Source organism: Streptococcus sp. HMSC062B01 (assembly GCF_001811085.1).
GTDB lineage: Bacteria > Bacillota > Bacilli > Lactobacillales > Streptococcaceae > Streptococcus > Streptococcus gordonii.
Map to the genome: position 1 here is coordinate 48,550 of NZ_KZ672807.1, position 13,984 is coordinate 62,533.

Genomic DNA, 13,984 nt, shown 5'->3' on the forward strand with positions numbered 1-13,984 from the left:
AATGGCAAAATTAACGAAAAAAACATTAGGAAAATCTTTCCATCATTGGTACTATGGTAACTTGACTTGCTTCTCACAAGAGCACATGCAGACTTTTGGTTATCTTGCGTCTATGCTACCAATTGTGGAAGAACTTTATTCGAAAAAAGAAGATCAAGCAAAGGCAATGCATACTTATACAGCCTTCTTCAATACTGAACCTCAGCTAGGTGCCTTGATTGTCGGGATTACAGCAGGGCTCGAAGAAGCGCGTGCAAATGGTGCTGACGGAGTGGATGATGAAACAATCAATGGACTTCGTGCTGGTTTGATGGGACCTGTTGCAGGTATTGGGGACTCACTGATTGTTGGGACCCTGATCCCGATTATCTTGGGGATAGCCCTTGGTTTGTCAAATGGAGGATCTCCACTAGGTGCTATCTTCTACATCGTTGTCTGGAACTTGCTAGCTTACTTCGGTATGAAATTTGCCTATTTTAAAGGATACGAACTGGGCGACAAAGCGGTTGAATTTCTTGTTGGTCCTCAAGGACAAGCTATCCGTAAATCTGTATCTATCATTGGTGGTATGGTTATTGGTGCGGTAGCAGCTACTTGGGTGCCTGTTAAAACAGCTTTCCAATTAAAAGACTCATCCGGAAAAGCATTCTTGGTTCTGCAAGATCAATTGGACGGAGTTTATCCAGGACTTTTGACTGCATTATTTATCGTCTTTTGCTGGTGGTTGATGGCTAAGAAAAATCTATCTCCAATCAAAGTGATGCTGCTTCTTGTAGTTGTTGCATTTATTGGTGTATTACTTGGCTTCTTTAATCCAGGTTTGAAATATTAAAAGGAGAAATCATGACAGAACAAGAATTGATTCAAGGGTATGAAACAGAAATTCACTATCAAAAACATATGATTGAAAATCTAGGACGTTGGTTTAGTCTCTTCTTTACCATTGCGAGTATCGGTCTTGTTCTGATTTATTTCTTCCGCCAAACCAATATGATTCTTTTCATTGTTGGAATTATCCTAGCAGTGATAGGCATTCTTGCCATGTTAGTATTTGGTTATGGTATCTACAAAGGCCGACTCAATCTTCAAAAAGTCATTGATGATTTTGAAGCTAAAATTCAAATAAAATATTAAGCTAGATGCCCCTGATAAAAGATTATCGGGGGTTGATTATTAAAAATTTTCAGAAATTTTCTAAAAAAGTCTTGACATTGTATGAAATTAAGGGTATAGTATTAAACAATAAAAACAAGGAGAAATAAAATGGTTAAACAAACGTCATCACAGACAATTAATTTAAATACCTACTTTTACTTTAGTTTCTTTAGATAGACGTTTGTAGCCAAAAGGATACAAACGTTCCCCGTTTGTATCTATGAAGCTAAAGCATTTTATGATGAATCCAGCTGATTAGATATCTTTTCTAACTGACTGGATTAAAGTGGATGATTGATTTCATCTATATCAGCACTTAAAAGCCAGTTAGAATAAAATCTAATTGGCTTTTTGTTTTTGAAAAAAATTAAGGAGCATGATATGAAAAAAACACTACTTTCCTTGGTTAGTTTGGCGATGGCCTTACTTCTTGTAGCAGGATGCAGTTCTTCAAAGAAGTCGGAAAAACAGGTCCACATCGGGATTCTTCAATATGTGGAGCATGAGTCCCTGACAGCTGCTCGAAAAGGCTTTGAGAATGAGTTGAAAGACCAAGGGTATATTGATGGTAAGAATATCAAGATTGACTACCAGAATGCCCAAGGGGATCAGTCCAATCTCCAAACGATTTCTACGAGTCTACTTTCTAAGAATGACTTGGTTCTAGGGATTGCAACACCAGCAGCCCAATCATTAGTCAATCTATCGACTGATACCCCTATTCTCTTTACGGCGATTACAGATCCTGTCTCTGCAAAGCTTGTGAAGTCTATGGACAAGGTTGGCGGTCTAGCAACTGGTACCAGTGACCGAGTTTCTGCAAAGAAACAAGTGGCTCTACTGAAAAAAGTCATGCCCAATCTGAAAAAAGTTGGGATTATGTATACGACTAATGAACGAAATTCAGAGATTCAGGTGCAAGAGGCAGAAGTAGCATTTAAAGAAGCTGGTATTGAGACAGTTGTCAAGGGGATTTCCTCCACTAATGATGTGCAAGATACTACAAAAAGCCTGATGAGTCAGACGGAAGCCCTCTTTATCCCCGCTGATAATACCATCGTTTCAGCGATCACCTTGGTGACAGACTTATCTAAAGAAATGAAGGTGCCAGTAGTGGGTGGTTCTGTTGACGTGGTAGATGATGGGGTGCTCTTCACCTACGGTGCTGATTTTGAAGCTTTGGGTCGTCAAACTGCTAAAATGGCTATTCGAATTATGAATGGAGAAAAGGTCGATGATATTTCAGCCGAAGATCCTGAGACGCTAAAGGCAGTCGCTAATAAAGAAATGGCTCAGCTTCTAGGAATCGACATCAGCGCCATTGAGCAAGAGGAGCAGGCAAATGCTCAAGCGAAAAAAACAACTCAGAAAAGCTCTTCTACTAAAAATACTGCAAATCCGAAAGTGAATTCTCTTTCTAAATCTAAGCCGTCTGATTCATCTGGTGGTCTTCTAGATATTGTACTCTCTGCTCTATCTCAAGGTTTGCTCTGGTCCATTATGGCTATTGGAGTCTTCATTACCTTCCGGATTTTAGATATTGCAGACCTGACTGCAGAAGGATCCTTCCCACTTGGTGCAGCAACTACAGCCATTTTGATTATGAAAGGCCTGAATCCTCTTCTAGCCACCATTGGCGGTTTCATTGCTGGAATGCTGGCGGGGGCAGTGTCTGGTTTTCTACATACCAAGATGAAGATTCCAGCTCTTCTGACTGGGATTATCACCCTGACTGCCCTTTACTCTGTTAACTTACTTGTACTAGGAAGTTCTAATCTTTCTCTTTCTGGGCAAAAGACCCTGGTAACTATGATGACAAGTTTACTTAGTCTATCCAAGACTGCTTCTGTCATTGTATTAGGGCTTGCTTTCGTTGCCTTTGTTATCTTACTTTTAATTGTCCTACTCAATACCCAGCTTGGCTTAGCTTTGCGGGCGACCGGAGATAATTTGACTATGGGTGCAGCCAATGGAATTAAAGTTGACCGTATCAAAATTTTAGGTTATATGCTTTCAAATGGTCTAATCGCTCTTGCTGGTTCCCTTTTAGCTCAAAATAATGGCTACGCGGATATGAATATGGGAACAGGAACTATTGTAAATGGCTTGGCATCGATTATCTTGGCCGAAGTCATCGTTAAATACCTTCCACTTGGAAAACGTCTCTGGTCCATTGTGGTCGGATCCATCTTATATCGCTTAGTTCTAGTAGTTATTCTGGCTATGAATGTGGATGCTCAAATGCTTAAATTAGCTTCAGCTATTCTTCTTGCTCTCATTCTTTATGTCCCAGAAATTCGTCAGAAATTGCAAATTAAAGCAAACAAAACCTTAACACCAGGAGGTGACAGCTAATGCCTTTATTAACATTAACAAATATTCATAAGACCTTTGAAAAAGGAACAATCAATGAGAATCCTGTTCTCCGAGGCTTGGATCTCGAAATCGAACAGGGAGACTTTATTTCCGTAATTGGTGGGAATGGAGCAGGGAAATCAACCTTGATGAACTCTATTGCAGGTGTCGTAGAGATTGATGATGGAGATATCTTGCTTGATGGTCAGTCTATCAGAAAATTTTCAGTAGCTGATCGATCGAAAAGTATTAGTCGTGTTTTTCAAGACCCGCGGATGGGGACAGCCACCAATTTAACGATAGAAGAAAACATGGCCATTGCCTACCGTCGTGGGAAGAAGCGGAGCTTTTTCAAACGCTCGATTACGGAAGAAGAACGCCAAATCTTTAAGGGCGCACTGGAACATCTTGGCCTAGGTCTTGAAAATAGAATGAAGACGGATGCTAATTTCTTATCTGGCGGTCAAAGACAGGCTTTGACTCTTTCGATGGCGACTCTGGTTCGGCCTAAGGTTCTCTTGCTGGACGAACATACCGCAGCTCTTGATCCAAAAACAAGTGATATGGTGATGAACTTAACGAAAAAAGTAGTAGAGGAGCAAAAGCTAACAACCCTCATGGTCACTCATAATATGGAACACGCCATTGAGTATGGTAATCGCTTGATCATGCTCTTCCATGGGAAGATTGTCGTGGATGTTAAGGGTGAAGAAAAGGAAAATCTGACGGTAGCCCAGCTCATGGATCTCTTCCATAAAAACAGTGGTCAAGTACTGAATGATGATGCTCTAGTCTTAGGGTAAGACAAAAAGACTGATTGGTTTTTCCAATCAGTTTTTTTAAATTCTTTAAAGAAAAAATAGTATTTTTTTCTTGACTATTTTTGACCAAGTGATAAAATAATAACTATAGATTAGCACTCGGTATAAGAGAGTGCTAAAATTCAATCTCAGGAGGGATACTATGTTAAAACCATTAGGTGACCGAGTGGTCCTAAAAATAGAAGAAAAAGAAGAGAAAGTTGGCGGTTTTGTTATCGCTGGTAACAGTCATGCAGCGACTAAGACAGCCGCAGTTATAGCAGTTGGCCAAGGAGTTCGTACCTTGACCGGTGAATTGGTAGCACCATCTGTCAAAGCTGGAGACAAGGTTCTCGTTGAAAGTCACGCAGGAGTAGAAGTGAAAGACGGTGAAGAAACCTACCTTCTAGTCAGCGAAGCCAATATTCTAGCAATAGTTGAGTAAGATTAGAAAAGAGGGATAAAAAATGGCAAAAGACATTAAATTTTCAGCAGATGCAAGAAGTGCAATGGTACGAGGAGTCGATATTTTAGCGGATACAGTCAAAGTAACCTTGGGACCTAAAGGTCGCAATGTTGTTTTGGAAAAATCTTTTGGTTCTCCCCTTATCACCAATGACGGTGTGACCATCGCTAAAGAAATTGAATTGGAAGATCATTTTGAAAACATGGGCGCTAAATTGGTTTCAGAAGTTGCTTCCAAAACCAACGATATCGCAGGTGACGGAACAACAACAGCAACTGTTTTAACGCAGGCTATCGTTCGCGAAGGAATCAAAAACGTAACTGCCGGTGCCAATCCAATCGGTATCCGTCGTGGGATTGAAGCAGCCGTTGCAACAGCTGTTGAAGCTCTAAAAGAAACTGCTATTCCAGTTTCTAACAAAGAAGCGATTGCTCAGGTTGCTGCTGTTTCTTCTCGTAGCGAGAAAGTTGGTGAATACATTTCTGAGGCTATGGAAAAAGTTGGCAACGACGGGGTTATCACTATCGAAGAGTCCAAAGGGATGGAAACTGAGCTGGATGTCGTAGAAGGAATGCAGTTTGACCGTGGTTATCTGTCTCAATACATGGTAACAGACAGTGAAAAAATGGTAGCTGATCTGGACAACCCTTATATTTTGATTACAGACAAGAAAATTTCTAACATTCAAGAAATTCTGCCATTGTTGGAAAGCATCTTGAAAACCAACCGTCCGCTTTTGATCATTGCAGATGATGTAGATGGCGAAGCTCTGCCAACGCTTGTTCTTAACAAGATTCGTGGGACTTTCAACGTTGTAGCTGTCAAAGCACCAGGCTTTGGTGATCGTCGTAAGGCTATGTTGGAAGATATTGCCATCTTGACAGGTGGAACAGTCATTACAGAAGATCTCGGATTGGAACTCAAGGATGCGACCATTGAAGCACTTGGACAAGCATCTAAAGTCACTGTTGACAAGGACAGTACTGTAATTGTAGAAGGTTCTGGAAATCCTGAAGCTATTGCTAACCGTGTAGCTGTTATCAAATCTCAAATTGAAAGTGCAACTTCAGAATTTGACAAGGAAAAACTTCAAGAGCGTCTGGCTAAATTGTCTGGTGGTGTAGCTGTGATTAAGGTTGGAGCTGCCACAGAAACAGAACTCAAGGAAATGAAACTCCGCATCGAAGATGCCCTTAATGCAACCCGTGCCGCAGTAGAAGAAGGAATCGTATCCGGTGGTGGTACAGCCTTTGTTAGCGTTTTAGATGCAGTTGCTGGTCTCGAATTAACAGGAGATGAAGCGACAGGTCGTAATATTGTTCTCCGTGCCTTAGAAGAGCCTGTCCGTCAAATCGCTTTCAATGCAGGCTTTGAAGGTTCAATTGTCATCGACCGTCTGAAAAACTCTGAAGCTGGTACAGGTTTCAATGCAGCAACTGGCGAATGGGTTAACATGATTGAAGCTGGAATCATTGACCCAGTTAAGGTGACTCGTTCAGCCTTGCAAAATGCGGCTTCTGTTGCTAGCTTGATCTTGACAACCGAAGCAGTAGTAGCGAATCAACCAGAGCCAGCTAGTCCAGCACCAGCCATGGATCCAAGCATGATGGGCGGCATGATGTAATACAAAAAGATAGTGAGGACTGAGATGAAAATCTCAGTCTTTTTATTCTAGAATCATTTTAATCAAGATTGTTTGAGTCAATTTTCTATGGTAAAATAGAATGAGAAACTAAAGGAGCGGCTTATGATTGATGTAGAAGAAATTCTGAGCAAGATGAATCCCAATCAGAAGATTAACTATGACCGTGTCATGCAGAAAATGGTTCAGGATTGGGAAAAGGATCAGAAACGCCCGACCATTCTTATGCATACTTGTTGTGCCCCTTGCTCGACCTATACCCTAGAATATCTCAGTCAATATGCGGATGTAACAATTTACTTTGCCAACTCCAATATTCATCCTAAGGCGGAGTATCAGAGACGAGCTTATGTGACTCAAAAGTTTGTCAGTGACTTCAATGAGAAAACAGGCTACACAGTTCAGTATTTAGAAGCCCCTTATGCACCTCAGGAATTTTTCCGAAAAGTTCATGGTTTGGAGGATGAACCTGAAGGAGGCGATCGTTGCAAGGTTTGCTATGACTATCGTTTAGATAAAACTGCTGAGGTAGCGGTAGAACTTGGTTTTGATTATTTTGGAAGCGCATTGACGATTAGTCCTCATAAAAATTCTCAGACCATTAATAGTGTCGGTATTGAGGTGCAAAAGGTCTATGCGACTCATTATTTGCCGAGTGATTTTAAGAAAAATCAAGGTTATAAACGCTCCGTGGAGATGTGCGAGGAATATGATATTTATCGCCAGTGCTATTGTGGCTGCGTTTTTGGTGCTCAAGACCAGGGAATCGACCTAGTAAAAGTAAAGAAGGAAGCTGCGGCCTTTATGACGGGCAAGGATTTAGAAAAGGACTACTCTCATATCAAGTTCACAGTGATAGATTAGTTCTTGATAGACTCATAGTCTGTGGCCTATAAAAAAAGAACTGCTCTAAGATAGATTGTTCTGTCTTGGGGCAGTTCTTTTAACTATGTAAGTGTTTAAAAATGTAAACTTGGCTGATCATTATCCAATCGCGTAGCTGTTTGGTAGGCTAAGAAGAAGGTAAAAATAGCTAGGGCAGATAGGATGGGTCTTACAAGCGGTATTTCGGTTTCAATAGCTGAAAACGGTGAGTTCCAGATAAAATGTAGGATAAAAGCCGCTAGGAAGTAGATAAGTCCTGTTTTGAAGTTGCTAGCATTCTTTTTGCGATAGCGAATCATCAAGGTCAAGCCGAAAGCAGTCAAGCCTGTGTAGAGCCAATGTGAGGCGATTGAGCCAACCACGCGTCCCAAAATTCCTGAGATAGCGAAAGAGAAGCCTTCTGACATATCAGATAAGATATAAGAGAAGTCCTCACTGATTTGGAAACCAAATCCCGCTACAATTCCTAGAAGTAAGATAGACTTCAAGTTTTTTACAGGAACTAAGTAGAGAGCAAAGGCTACACCGATCAATTTGAGAGGCTCTTCGACAAGTGGCGCTACGATAGCACTTTCTAAATCATTAATAAAAGAAATAGATAAAGTAGAAACACCGTCATGGATATAAGTGTTGGCAAGACCAGAAGTCCATCCCGCGATGAATAGCCCGCCCAAGAAGGCGATGATTAAGCTGGCAAGTGGAGTCTTCCATTTTTTTTGAACGTGTAAAATGATTAAGCTAGCTGGAACGATATAAAGCAAGGCTAATAAGGCAGCCAGTCCAATAATGCCGTATGCTTTGCCGGATAATTCGCCTAGAGTATAGGTCTTTGTTTCGTACTCGATTCCAATACAGATTAGAGCCAGAAATAGGAGAAATACTAATTTTTTCTTCATAAACTTCTTTCTAAGGTGAGCATAATGTGTTGAGTGATAAGAGGGAATTAGTCGTGATGAATCATGGACAAGATTTCCTGTCTCTGATGAACATTTTCTTTGTAAATTCCTTTTGCAACAGTCGTGACAGTCTTACTACCAGGTTTTTTGATTCCTCGCATAGTCATGCACATATGTTCAGCTTCAACCATGACAAATACACCCTCGGGTGACAAAGCTTCATCTAAGGCCGTTGCAATTTGGGCAGTAAGGCGTTCTTGTAGTTGAGGACGTTTGCTAGCCACTTCAACTGCACGGGCTAATTTGCTCAGCCCGGTGACTTTGCCATTGCTTGGTAGGTAGGCGACATGAGCAACACCATAAAAAGGTAAGAGATGATGTTCACACATAGAATGAAATGGAATATCTTTTACAAGAACGACTTCTTCATGACCTTCCGAAAATACAGCAGTAAATTCATCCTTAGGATCTCGACCAAGTCCAGAAAATACTTCCTGATACATTTTAGCTACTCGCTTTGGTGTATCGAGCAACCCCTCACGGTCAGGATTTTCCCCAACCAATTTTAATAGTTGGTAAACAGTCTCTTGCAATTTTTCAAAATCAGACATAAAAAACTCCTCATCAGTCAAACTAGTCCTATTATATCGGAAAGGAACAGGGCCGTCAAATACTTGAGCAGTATCAGAATATCTCGTTCATGAAGTTTTAAAGAATTCTCTTGCTATTTCATGGAGAATCTAGTATAATAGTTATTCGTGAGAAAACCTCACTTACCCCTTGCAAAGTCTTGGGGTCATTAGACCAAAAGGAGGAAAAATCAATGGCTAAATACGAAATTCTTTATATTATTCGTCCAAACATTGAAGAAGAAGCTAAAAACGCTTTGGTAGCACGCTTTGACTCTATCTTGACCGACAACGGTGCAACTGTTGTTGAATCAAAAGATTGGGAAAAACGTCGTCTTGCATACGAAATCCAAGATTTCCGTGAAGGACTTTACCACATCGTTAACGTTGAAGCAAACGACGATGCAGCTCTTAAAGAGTTTGACCGTCTTTCAAAAATCAACGCTGACATTCTTCGTCACATGATCGTCAAACTTGACGCTTAATTAAGAAGGTAGATTCATGATAAATAATGTTGTACTTGTAGGTCGCATGACCCGCGATGCTGAACTTCGCTATACTCCGCAAAACCAAGCGGTTGCAACATTTACATTAGCTGTTAATCGTAATTTTAAAAACCATAATGGTGAAAGAGAAGCAGACTTTATCAATGTTGTCATTTGGCGTCAGCAGGCAGAAAATCTTGCTAATTGGGCTAAAAAAGGTGCTCTAGTCGGAATTACAGGTCGTATTCAGACTCGTAATTATGAAAATCAGCAAGGTCAACGTGTCTACGTCACTGAGGTCGTTGCAGATAACTTCCAACTATTGGAAAGTCGTACAAGCCGTGAAGGCCAGTCTGGAGGTTATACTCCAAATAACTTTGGCGGTAATGCAGCACCAAGCTTCGGAGGCGCTGACTCGTCTCACCAAGTACCGAACTTTTCTCGTGATGAGAATCCATTTGGTAACTCAAATCCAATGGATATCTCGGATGATGATCTGCCATTTTAATTGGACAAACTAGAACTATAATATAAAGGAGAAAACACATGGCTCAACAACGTCGTGGCGGATTCAAACGCCGTAAAAAAGTTGATTATATCGCAGCGAACAAAATTGAATATGTTGATTACAAAGATACTGAGCTTCTTAGCCGTTTCGTTTCAGAACGTGGGAAAATCCTTCCTCGTCGTGTAACAGGAACTTCAGCTAAAAACCAACGTAAAGTAACAACAGCTATCAAACGCGCTCGCGTAATGGCTTTGATGCCTTTCGTAAATGAAGACTAATTTGATTAACAGCAGGCTCTGACCTGCTGTTTTTTTGTTTCATCATTGACAAAATGTCAGTTAGGTGCTATACTGACCACAAGGAGGCAGAAATCATGCGTGATGTCAAGGAAGTAGAGGTACGGAGAGCAGAGATTATGTCTGCAGCCTTACAGCTCTTTGCCCAAAAAGGCTATCTAAAGACTAGAACTCAAGATATTATTGATAAGCTTGGAATCTCACGAGGTCTGCTTTACTATCATTTTAAGGATAAGGAAGACATTCTCTACTGTCTTATTGAAAAGAACTCTGAGCCCTTGCTGAGAAAGCTAGAAAAGATTAGCTATCAGCCAAATGTTGGGGCCAAGGAAAAAATCAGAGCCTTTATTGAGGCGACCCTTATCCCAGAGGAAAGCAGAACACAGGAAAATCAAGTCTTGCAGGAAACCGTCAATTTGGAGACCAATCGCTATGTTTTAGATCGCTTTTATCATAGACTCTGTGAACGGATGATTGTTTTCTTCACTCATATCTTGGAGGAAGGACAGAAATCCGGAGATTTTCATTTAAAATATCCACATGAAACGGCTTCTTTTCTCATGACTGCCTACGTCTTTGTGTCAAATGATATTAAGATGAGTAATGAAAAGCCAGAGACTTTGCAGGATTATCTCACCAGCTTCCAGGCGATATTAGAAAAAACCTTAGGATTAGAAGAATCTATTTTTTAGAATAATCGGCAGTTTTCTGCCTTTTATTTAGAAACACAACTGACAAAATGTCAGTTTGAGCCTTCAATCTCTTAATCTAAATTATAAAAAATTTTACGCCAAAACTGACAAAATGTCAGTTTAAATAAAAGGAGAAATTCATGTTAAAAATAGAACATTTAACAAAAGTATATAGCAACGGTAAAAAGGCTGTGAATGATCTTAGTCTGATGGTGGAGCCTGGGGATATTTATGGATTCATCGGCGCCAACGGAGCAGGTAAGACATCCACCATTAAGGCGATTGTGGGGATTCATGATTTTGATAAAGGAGAGATTTATATCTGTGGGCACTCTATCAGGAAGGAACCCTTGCTTTGTAAGAAAAAGATGGCGTTTCTGCCGGATAACCCAGACCTTTATAAAAATCTGACAGCAAGGCAGTTTTTGGATTTTGTAGCAGACGTTTATAGGGTTTCTTTGGAAAAAAGGCAAGCGGCTATAGAAAAGTATTCTAAAATGTTTGAGCTGGATACGTCTTTGGATCAGTTGATATCAGCTTATTCACATGGAATGAAGCAGCGATTGGCACTAATAGCGGCCCTCTTGCATGAGCCAGAATTGTTGATTTTAGATGAACCTTTTGTCGGTTTGGATCCGAAAGGCGCATATTATTTTAAGCAGATCATGAGAGAGCTAGCCAGTCAAGGGCATGCGATTTTCTTTTCCACTCATGTTTTAGAGGTAGCGGAAGAACTCTGCAATAAGGTAGCAATTCTGCAAAAGGGACGTTTGGTGGCTAATGGAAGGACCTCTGAAGTTAAGGGGACATCTAGTTTGGAACAAGTATTTATGGAGTTACAGGAAGATGACTAATATTCTTTTACTTTTAAAAGTACAATTATACAGCACATTTTCGCTTAATGATTTAAGGACAGGACGAGGATTGGGCAGGTATTTTAAGCTTGGTCTGCTCTTCTTGCTTGTTTTGCTATTTTCAGGCTATAATCTTTTGACGGCTTTGAGTTTGGTCAAGTTGGGGCAGGCAAATTTGATTCCAGCCTATATGATTGCCTTGGTTAGTTTTATTATTTTCTTTTTCAGTCTGATGCAGTCAAATGGCATCTTGTTTGACCAAGAGGAACTTGATAGGCTCATCGTATTGCCACTCAGTATTAGAGAGATTGTCTGTGAGAAATATGCTTTTCTTTATCTTTTGAACAGTGTGTTTGCCATTCTTCTCATGCTCCCAGCAGGCCTCGTTTGGTTTGGATATAGTGCGTCCTTGTTGGAGTTGCTTCTTTATCTGCTTTTAATGGGATTTATTCCTCTTTTACCTATCTGTTTAGCATCTTTACTTGGCTTGTGCGTTGCCTATATAACCTCAAAGGCCCCTCATAAAAATCTAGTTGCCTTCCTTTTTTCCCTCCTCTTGCTTTTGGGGCTGTCAACAGGCAGTATGTGGGCTATGAGAGCCGGAATGTCAGTGGAAAATGTTGGTCTATTGCTTACCAAGCAGCTGACTTCTCTCTATCCTCCGGCAAGCTTGTTTTTTAACCCTCAGCATTTTTGGTGGGCAAGTCTTCTGCTGATGTTTATATCGTTTGCGCTGACAGGACTTTTTCTAAGGTATTTAAGTAGAAATTATTTAAAAATGAATCAGATAATAACAGGGATGAGCTCAGAAAAAAAAGCTTATAGGAGTTGCCAGAAGTCACCCTTTATGGCTCTCTATAGTAGGGAAATTACGAATTTTATGAGTTCCTATCTTTATATGCTCAATAGTGGACTAGGAACCATTTTAATCATCGTTTTAGCCATCTCGCTTTGTTTTATGGGTCCTGATGTCCTCTTTTCTTCGATAGGACTCAGCGATAGCCGAGAATTTTTACCTTTATTACTAGCTGGCTGTCTCAGCATTTCCAATCCTGCAGCCGTCAGTATTTCCTTAGAGGGTGAAGAGATTTGGATACTTCAGACACTCCCGGTTTCTATGAGGCAAATAATGATGGCAAAGCTAGCCTTGACAGTGTCTTTACATTTCGCGGCCTTGTTGCTGGGCTTGCCTGTTCTGGCCTGGCGTTTCTCGCTAGGAGTCTTGCAAGTAGTGGACTTGGTCCTTATTTCACTGGCTTATTCTCTATTTACAGCTCTTCAGGGACTTGTGGTCAATTTTCATTTTCCTAAGTTCATCTGGGACAATGAAATGATTGTTATTAAGCAAAGTTTTTCAGCTATCTTGTCTGGAGGAATTGGCATCTTGGTTCTTGTGTTCCCTCTTTGCTTATCCTTACTATTTGGTATGGACTTGGAGATTTCGTTGCGAATCTCAGCTCTTGGACTTTTGCTTTTGGCAGTCGTCCTTTATAGGCATTTAATAAAGCAGGGATATTTTAAGGAGGTCCATGGCTAATGAAAAAGAAAGATTTATTCGTTTTGTTTCTCTTGGCAGTAATCTTATTTCTGATTATCTGCCTGATGCCAGAGCGGGTTCCCATTCATTTTAACAGTGCAGGAAAGGCGGACATTGTTGTCAACCGCTTTTGGTTGATTCTCAGTTTGCCCATTCCCTACTCTCTTTATTGGAAATATTTCCGAAGCAAATAAAAAAGAGGTCAGTAAACAATTTCTAAGAGAAGCTAGGTGTGACCATCAAAAAACCACTTATGAACTGAATATAGCTTTCTATACGGTTCATAAATGGTTCTTTTTCTTTTATTCTTTGCAATTAAGTTGATGGTATCTTTTTTACCCATGCTCTTAGAAAGCTTAGATCATTAAAGATAAAAATTAGAAAAATTATTTGGCAGAAGTAATATCCCCAATCAAGCTTATAAATATCTCTTTGTATGGTGATGGAGAACATTGTGTAAACCATTAAGACAAAACTAGCTATAAAAAATAGAAAAGATTGTAAACTTGCTAGAAAAGGATAGCCTTTGTTTTTTAAAATGAATTTCAATAAAACGGCTAGGGCAGGAAGAACAGATAGAAAAATAAAGGAATTCTTAAAATAGGAATTGTTCAGATCTGCAAATTCTTTTCCACCAAAAATAGGATTGTTATTTTGGAATAGATAAAATTGTGATGTTTTATCGTGTAAAAAAGGCATGCTAGCAATAACTAAGTAAAGTGCAACTAATAATCCGATTTGCCAAGGGAAACTTACTTTAACCCTTTCTTTATTCTCTGACATC

Annotated in this window: 17 protein-coding genes; 14 read left to right on the top strand and 3 right to left on the bottom strand. The window is 40.1% G+C overall.

The annotated features are described in order from the left end of the window. Window position 1 precedes the first annotated feature (1 nt). From HMPREF2780_RS10605 to HMPREF2780_RS10635, 7 genes are all read left to right on the top strand, one after another. Complete coding sequence (locus tag HMPREF2780_RS10605; protein WP_008810033.1) at window positions 2-832, top strand: PTS system mannose/fructose/sorbose family transporter subunit IID; 831 nt, start codon at window positions 2-4, stop codon at window positions 830-832. A gap of 11 nt (window positions 833-843) precedes the next feature. Next, on the top strand, window positions 844-1,134 hold the full coding sequence (locus HMPREF2780_RS10610; protein ID WP_012130909.1) for a hypothetical protein: 291 nt from the start codon (window positions 844-846) through the stop codon (window positions 1,132-1,134). Window positions 1,135-1,536: 402 nt separating this feature from the next. Then, window positions 1,537-3,510 carry an ABC transporter substrate binding protein gene (locus tag HMPREF2780_RS10615; RefSeq protein WP_045634145.1) on the top strand — a complete coding sequence of 658 codons (1,974 nt, stop codon included), beginning with the start codon at window positions 1,537-1,539 and terminating at the stop codon, window positions 3,508-3,510. Next, window positions 3,510-4,313, top strand: a complete 804-nt coding sequence (locus HMPREF2780_RS10620; protein WP_045634144.1) for an ABC transporter ATP-binding protein — start codon at window positions 3,510-3,512, stop codon at window positions 4,311-4,313. The genes HMPREF2780_RS10615 and HMPREF2780_RS10620 overlap by 1 nt, the downstream gene beginning before the upstream one ends. A 160-nt stretch (window positions 4,314-4,473) precedes the next feature. Beyond that, a complete protein-coding gene (gene groES, locus HMPREF2780_RS10625) occupies window positions 4,474-4,755 on the top strand; it encodes a co-chaperone GroES (RefSeq protein WP_045634143.1) in 282 nt (93 codons plus the stop codon). A gap of 22 nt (window positions 4,756-4,777) precedes the next feature. Next, a complete protein-coding gene (gene groL / locus HMPREF2780_RS10630; RefSeq protein WP_045634142.1) occupies window positions 4,778-6,400 on the top strand; it encodes a chaperonin GroEL in 1,623 nt (540 codons plus the stop codon). A gap of 123 nt (window positions 6,401-6,523) precedes the next feature. After that, entirely contained in the window at window positions 6,524-7,282 is a 759-nt protein-coding gene (locus HMPREF2780_RS10635) for an epoxyqueuosine reductase QueH (RefSeq protein WP_045634141.1), read from the top strand. A gap of 95 nt (window positions 7,283-7,377) precedes the next feature. Here HMPREF2780_RS10635 and HMPREF2780_RS10640 read toward each other — a convergent pair whose 3' ends face one another. Next, window positions 7,378-8,199, bottom strand: coding sequence for a PrsW family glutamic-type intramembrane protease (locus HMPREF2780_RS10640; RefSeq protein WP_045773435.1), 822 nt, complete (start codon window positions 8,197-8,199; stop codon window positions 7,378-7,380). A gap of 47 nt (window positions 8,200-8,246) precedes the next feature. Then, window positions 8,247-8,810: a GTP cyclohydrolase I FolE gene (folE, locus tag HMPREF2780_RS10645; protein ID WP_008810025.1), complete on the bottom strand. Its 564-nt coding sequence runs from the start codon at window positions 8,808-8,810 to the stop codon at window positions 8,247-8,249. Window positions 8,811-9,022: 212 nt separating this feature from the next. On the opposite strand from folE, the gene rpsF reads away from it, so the two are divergent. From rpsF to HMPREF2780_RS10680, 7 genes are all read left to right on the top strand, one after another. Next, window positions 9,023-9,313, top strand: a complete 291-nt coding sequence (rpsF, locus tag HMPREF2780_RS10650) for a 30S ribosomal protein S6 (protein WP_002896497.1) — start codon at window positions 9,023-9,025, stop codon at window positions 9,311-9,313. Between the two features lie 16 nt (window positions 9,314-9,329). Further along, window positions 9,330-9,821 carry a single-stranded DNA-binding protein gene (locus tag HMPREF2780_RS10655; protein ID WP_012130902.1) on the top strand — a complete coding sequence of 164 codons (492 nt, stop codon included), beginning with the start codon at window positions 9,330-9,332 and terminating at the stop codon, window positions 9,819-9,821. Window positions 9,822-9,859: 38 nt separating this feature from the next. Further along, complete coding sequence (gene rpsR, locus HMPREF2780_RS10660; protein ID WP_000068664.1) at window positions 9,860-10,099, top strand: 30S ribosomal protein S18; 240 nt, start codon at window positions 9,860-9,862, stop codon at window positions 10,097-10,099. A gap of 53 nt (window positions 10,100-10,152) precedes the next feature. Continuing rightward, entirely contained in the window at window positions 10,153-10,809 is a 657-nt protein-coding gene (locus tag HMPREF2780_RS10665; protein WP_199774065.1) for a TetR/AcrR family transcriptional regulator, read from the top strand. 140 nt (window positions 10,810-10,949) lie between these two features. Next, window positions 10,950-11,663 (top strand): ABC transporter ATP-binding protein, encoded by a 714-nt coding sequence (locus HMPREF2780_RS10670; protein WP_105026600.1) that lies wholly within the window; start codon window positions 10,950-10,952, stop codon window positions 11,661-11,663. Then, window positions 11,590-13,200 (top strand): ABC transporter permease, encoded by a 1,611-nt coding sequence (locus tag HMPREF2780_RS10675; protein ID WP_105026601.1) that lies wholly within the window; start codon window positions 11,590-11,592, stop codon window positions 13,198-13,200. The genes HMPREF2780_RS10670 and HMPREF2780_RS10675 overlap by 74 nt, the downstream gene beginning before the upstream one ends. After that, complete coding sequence (locus HMPREF2780_RS10680) at window positions 13,200-13,394, top strand: DUF1648 domain-containing protein (protein ID WP_048777241.1); 195 nt, start codon at window positions 13,200-13,202, stop codon at window positions 13,392-13,394. The genes HMPREF2780_RS10675 and HMPREF2780_RS10680 overlap by 1 nt, the downstream gene beginning before the upstream one ends. A 121-nt stretch (window positions 13,395-13,515) precedes the next feature. Here the strand turns inward: HMPREF2780_RS10680 and HMPREF2780_RS10685 are convergent, their stop codons facing one another. Beyond that, complete coding sequence (locus tag HMPREF2780_RS10685) at window positions 13,516-13,983, bottom strand: hypothetical protein (protein WP_105026602.1); 468 nt, start codon at window positions 13,981-13,983, stop codon at window positions 13,516-13,518. Window position 13,984 lies beyond the last annotated feature (1 nt).

What these genes read in the sequence shown, in the direction of transcription:
- HMPREF2780_RS10605 (WP_008810033.1), top strand. Translation starts at nt 2, where the DNA reads ATGGCAAAATTAACGAAAAAAACATTAGGAAAATCTTTCCATCATTGG.
- HMPREF2780_RS10610 (WP_012130909.1), top strand. Translation starts at nt 844, where the DNA reads ATGACAGAACAAGAATTGATTCAAGGGTATGAAACAGAAATTCACTAT.
- HMPREF2780_RS10615 (WP_045634145.1), top strand. Translation starts at nt 1,537, where the DNA reads ATGAAAAAAACACTACTTTCCTTGGTTAGTTTGGCGATGGCCTTACTT.
- HMPREF2780_RS10620 (WP_045634144.1), top strand. Translation starts at nt 3,510, where the DNA reads ATGCCTTTATTAACATTAACAAATATTCATAAGACCTTTGAAAAAGGA.
- groES (WP_045634143.1), top strand. Translation starts at nt 4,474, where the DNA reads ATGTTAAAACCATTAGGTGACCGAGTGGTCCTAAAAATAGAAGAAAAA.
- groL (WP_045634142.1), top strand. Translation starts at nt 4,778, where the DNA reads ATGGCAAAAGACATTAAATTTTCAGCAGATGCAAGAAGTGCAATGGTA.
- HMPREF2780_RS10635 (WP_045634141.1), top strand. Translation starts at nt 6,524, where the DNA reads ATGATTGATGTAGAAGAAATTCTGAGCAAGATGAATCCCAATCAGAAG.
- HMPREF2780_RS10640 (WP_045773435.1), bottom strand. Translation starts at nt 8,199, where the DNA reads ATGAAGAAAAAATTAGTATTTCTCCTATTTCTGGCTCTAATCTGTATT.
- folE (WP_008810025.1), bottom strand. Translation starts at nt 8,810, where the DNA reads ATGTCTGATTTTGAAAAATTGCAAGAGACTGTTTACCAACTATTAAAA.
- rpsF (WP_002896497.1), top strand. Translation starts at nt 9,023, where the DNA reads ATGGCTAAATACGAAATTCTTTATATTATTCGTCCAAACATTGAAGAA.
- HMPREF2780_RS10655 (WP_012130902.1), top strand. Translation starts at nt 9,330, where the DNA reads ATGATAAATAATGTTGTACTTGTAGGTCGCATGACCCGCGATGCTGAA.
- rpsR (WP_000068664.1), top strand. Translation starts at nt 9,860, where the DNA reads ATGGCTCAACAACGTCGTGGCGGATTCAAACGCCGTAAAAAAGTTGAT.
- HMPREF2780_RS10665 (WP_199774065.1), top strand. Translation starts at nt 10,153, where the DNA reads ATGTCAGTTAGGTGCTATACTGACCACAAGGAGGCAGAAATCATGCGT.
- HMPREF2780_RS10670 (WP_105026600.1), top strand. Translation starts at nt 10,950, where the DNA reads ATGTTAAAAATAGAACATTTAACAAAAGTATATAGCAACGGTAAAAAG.
- HMPREF2780_RS10675 (WP_105026601.1), top strand. Translation starts at nt 11,590, where the DNA reads ATGGAAGGACCTCTGAAGTTAAGGGGACATCTAGTTTGGAACAAGTAT.
- HMPREF2780_RS10680 (WP_048777241.1), top strand. Translation starts at nt 13,200, where the DNA reads ATGAAAAAGAAAGATTTATTCGTTTTGTTTCTCTTGGCAGTAATCTTA.
- HMPREF2780_RS10685 (WP_105026602.1), bottom strand. Translation starts at nt 13,983, where the DNA reads ATGTCAGAGAATAAAGAAAGGGTTAAAGTAAGTTTCCCTTGGCAAATC.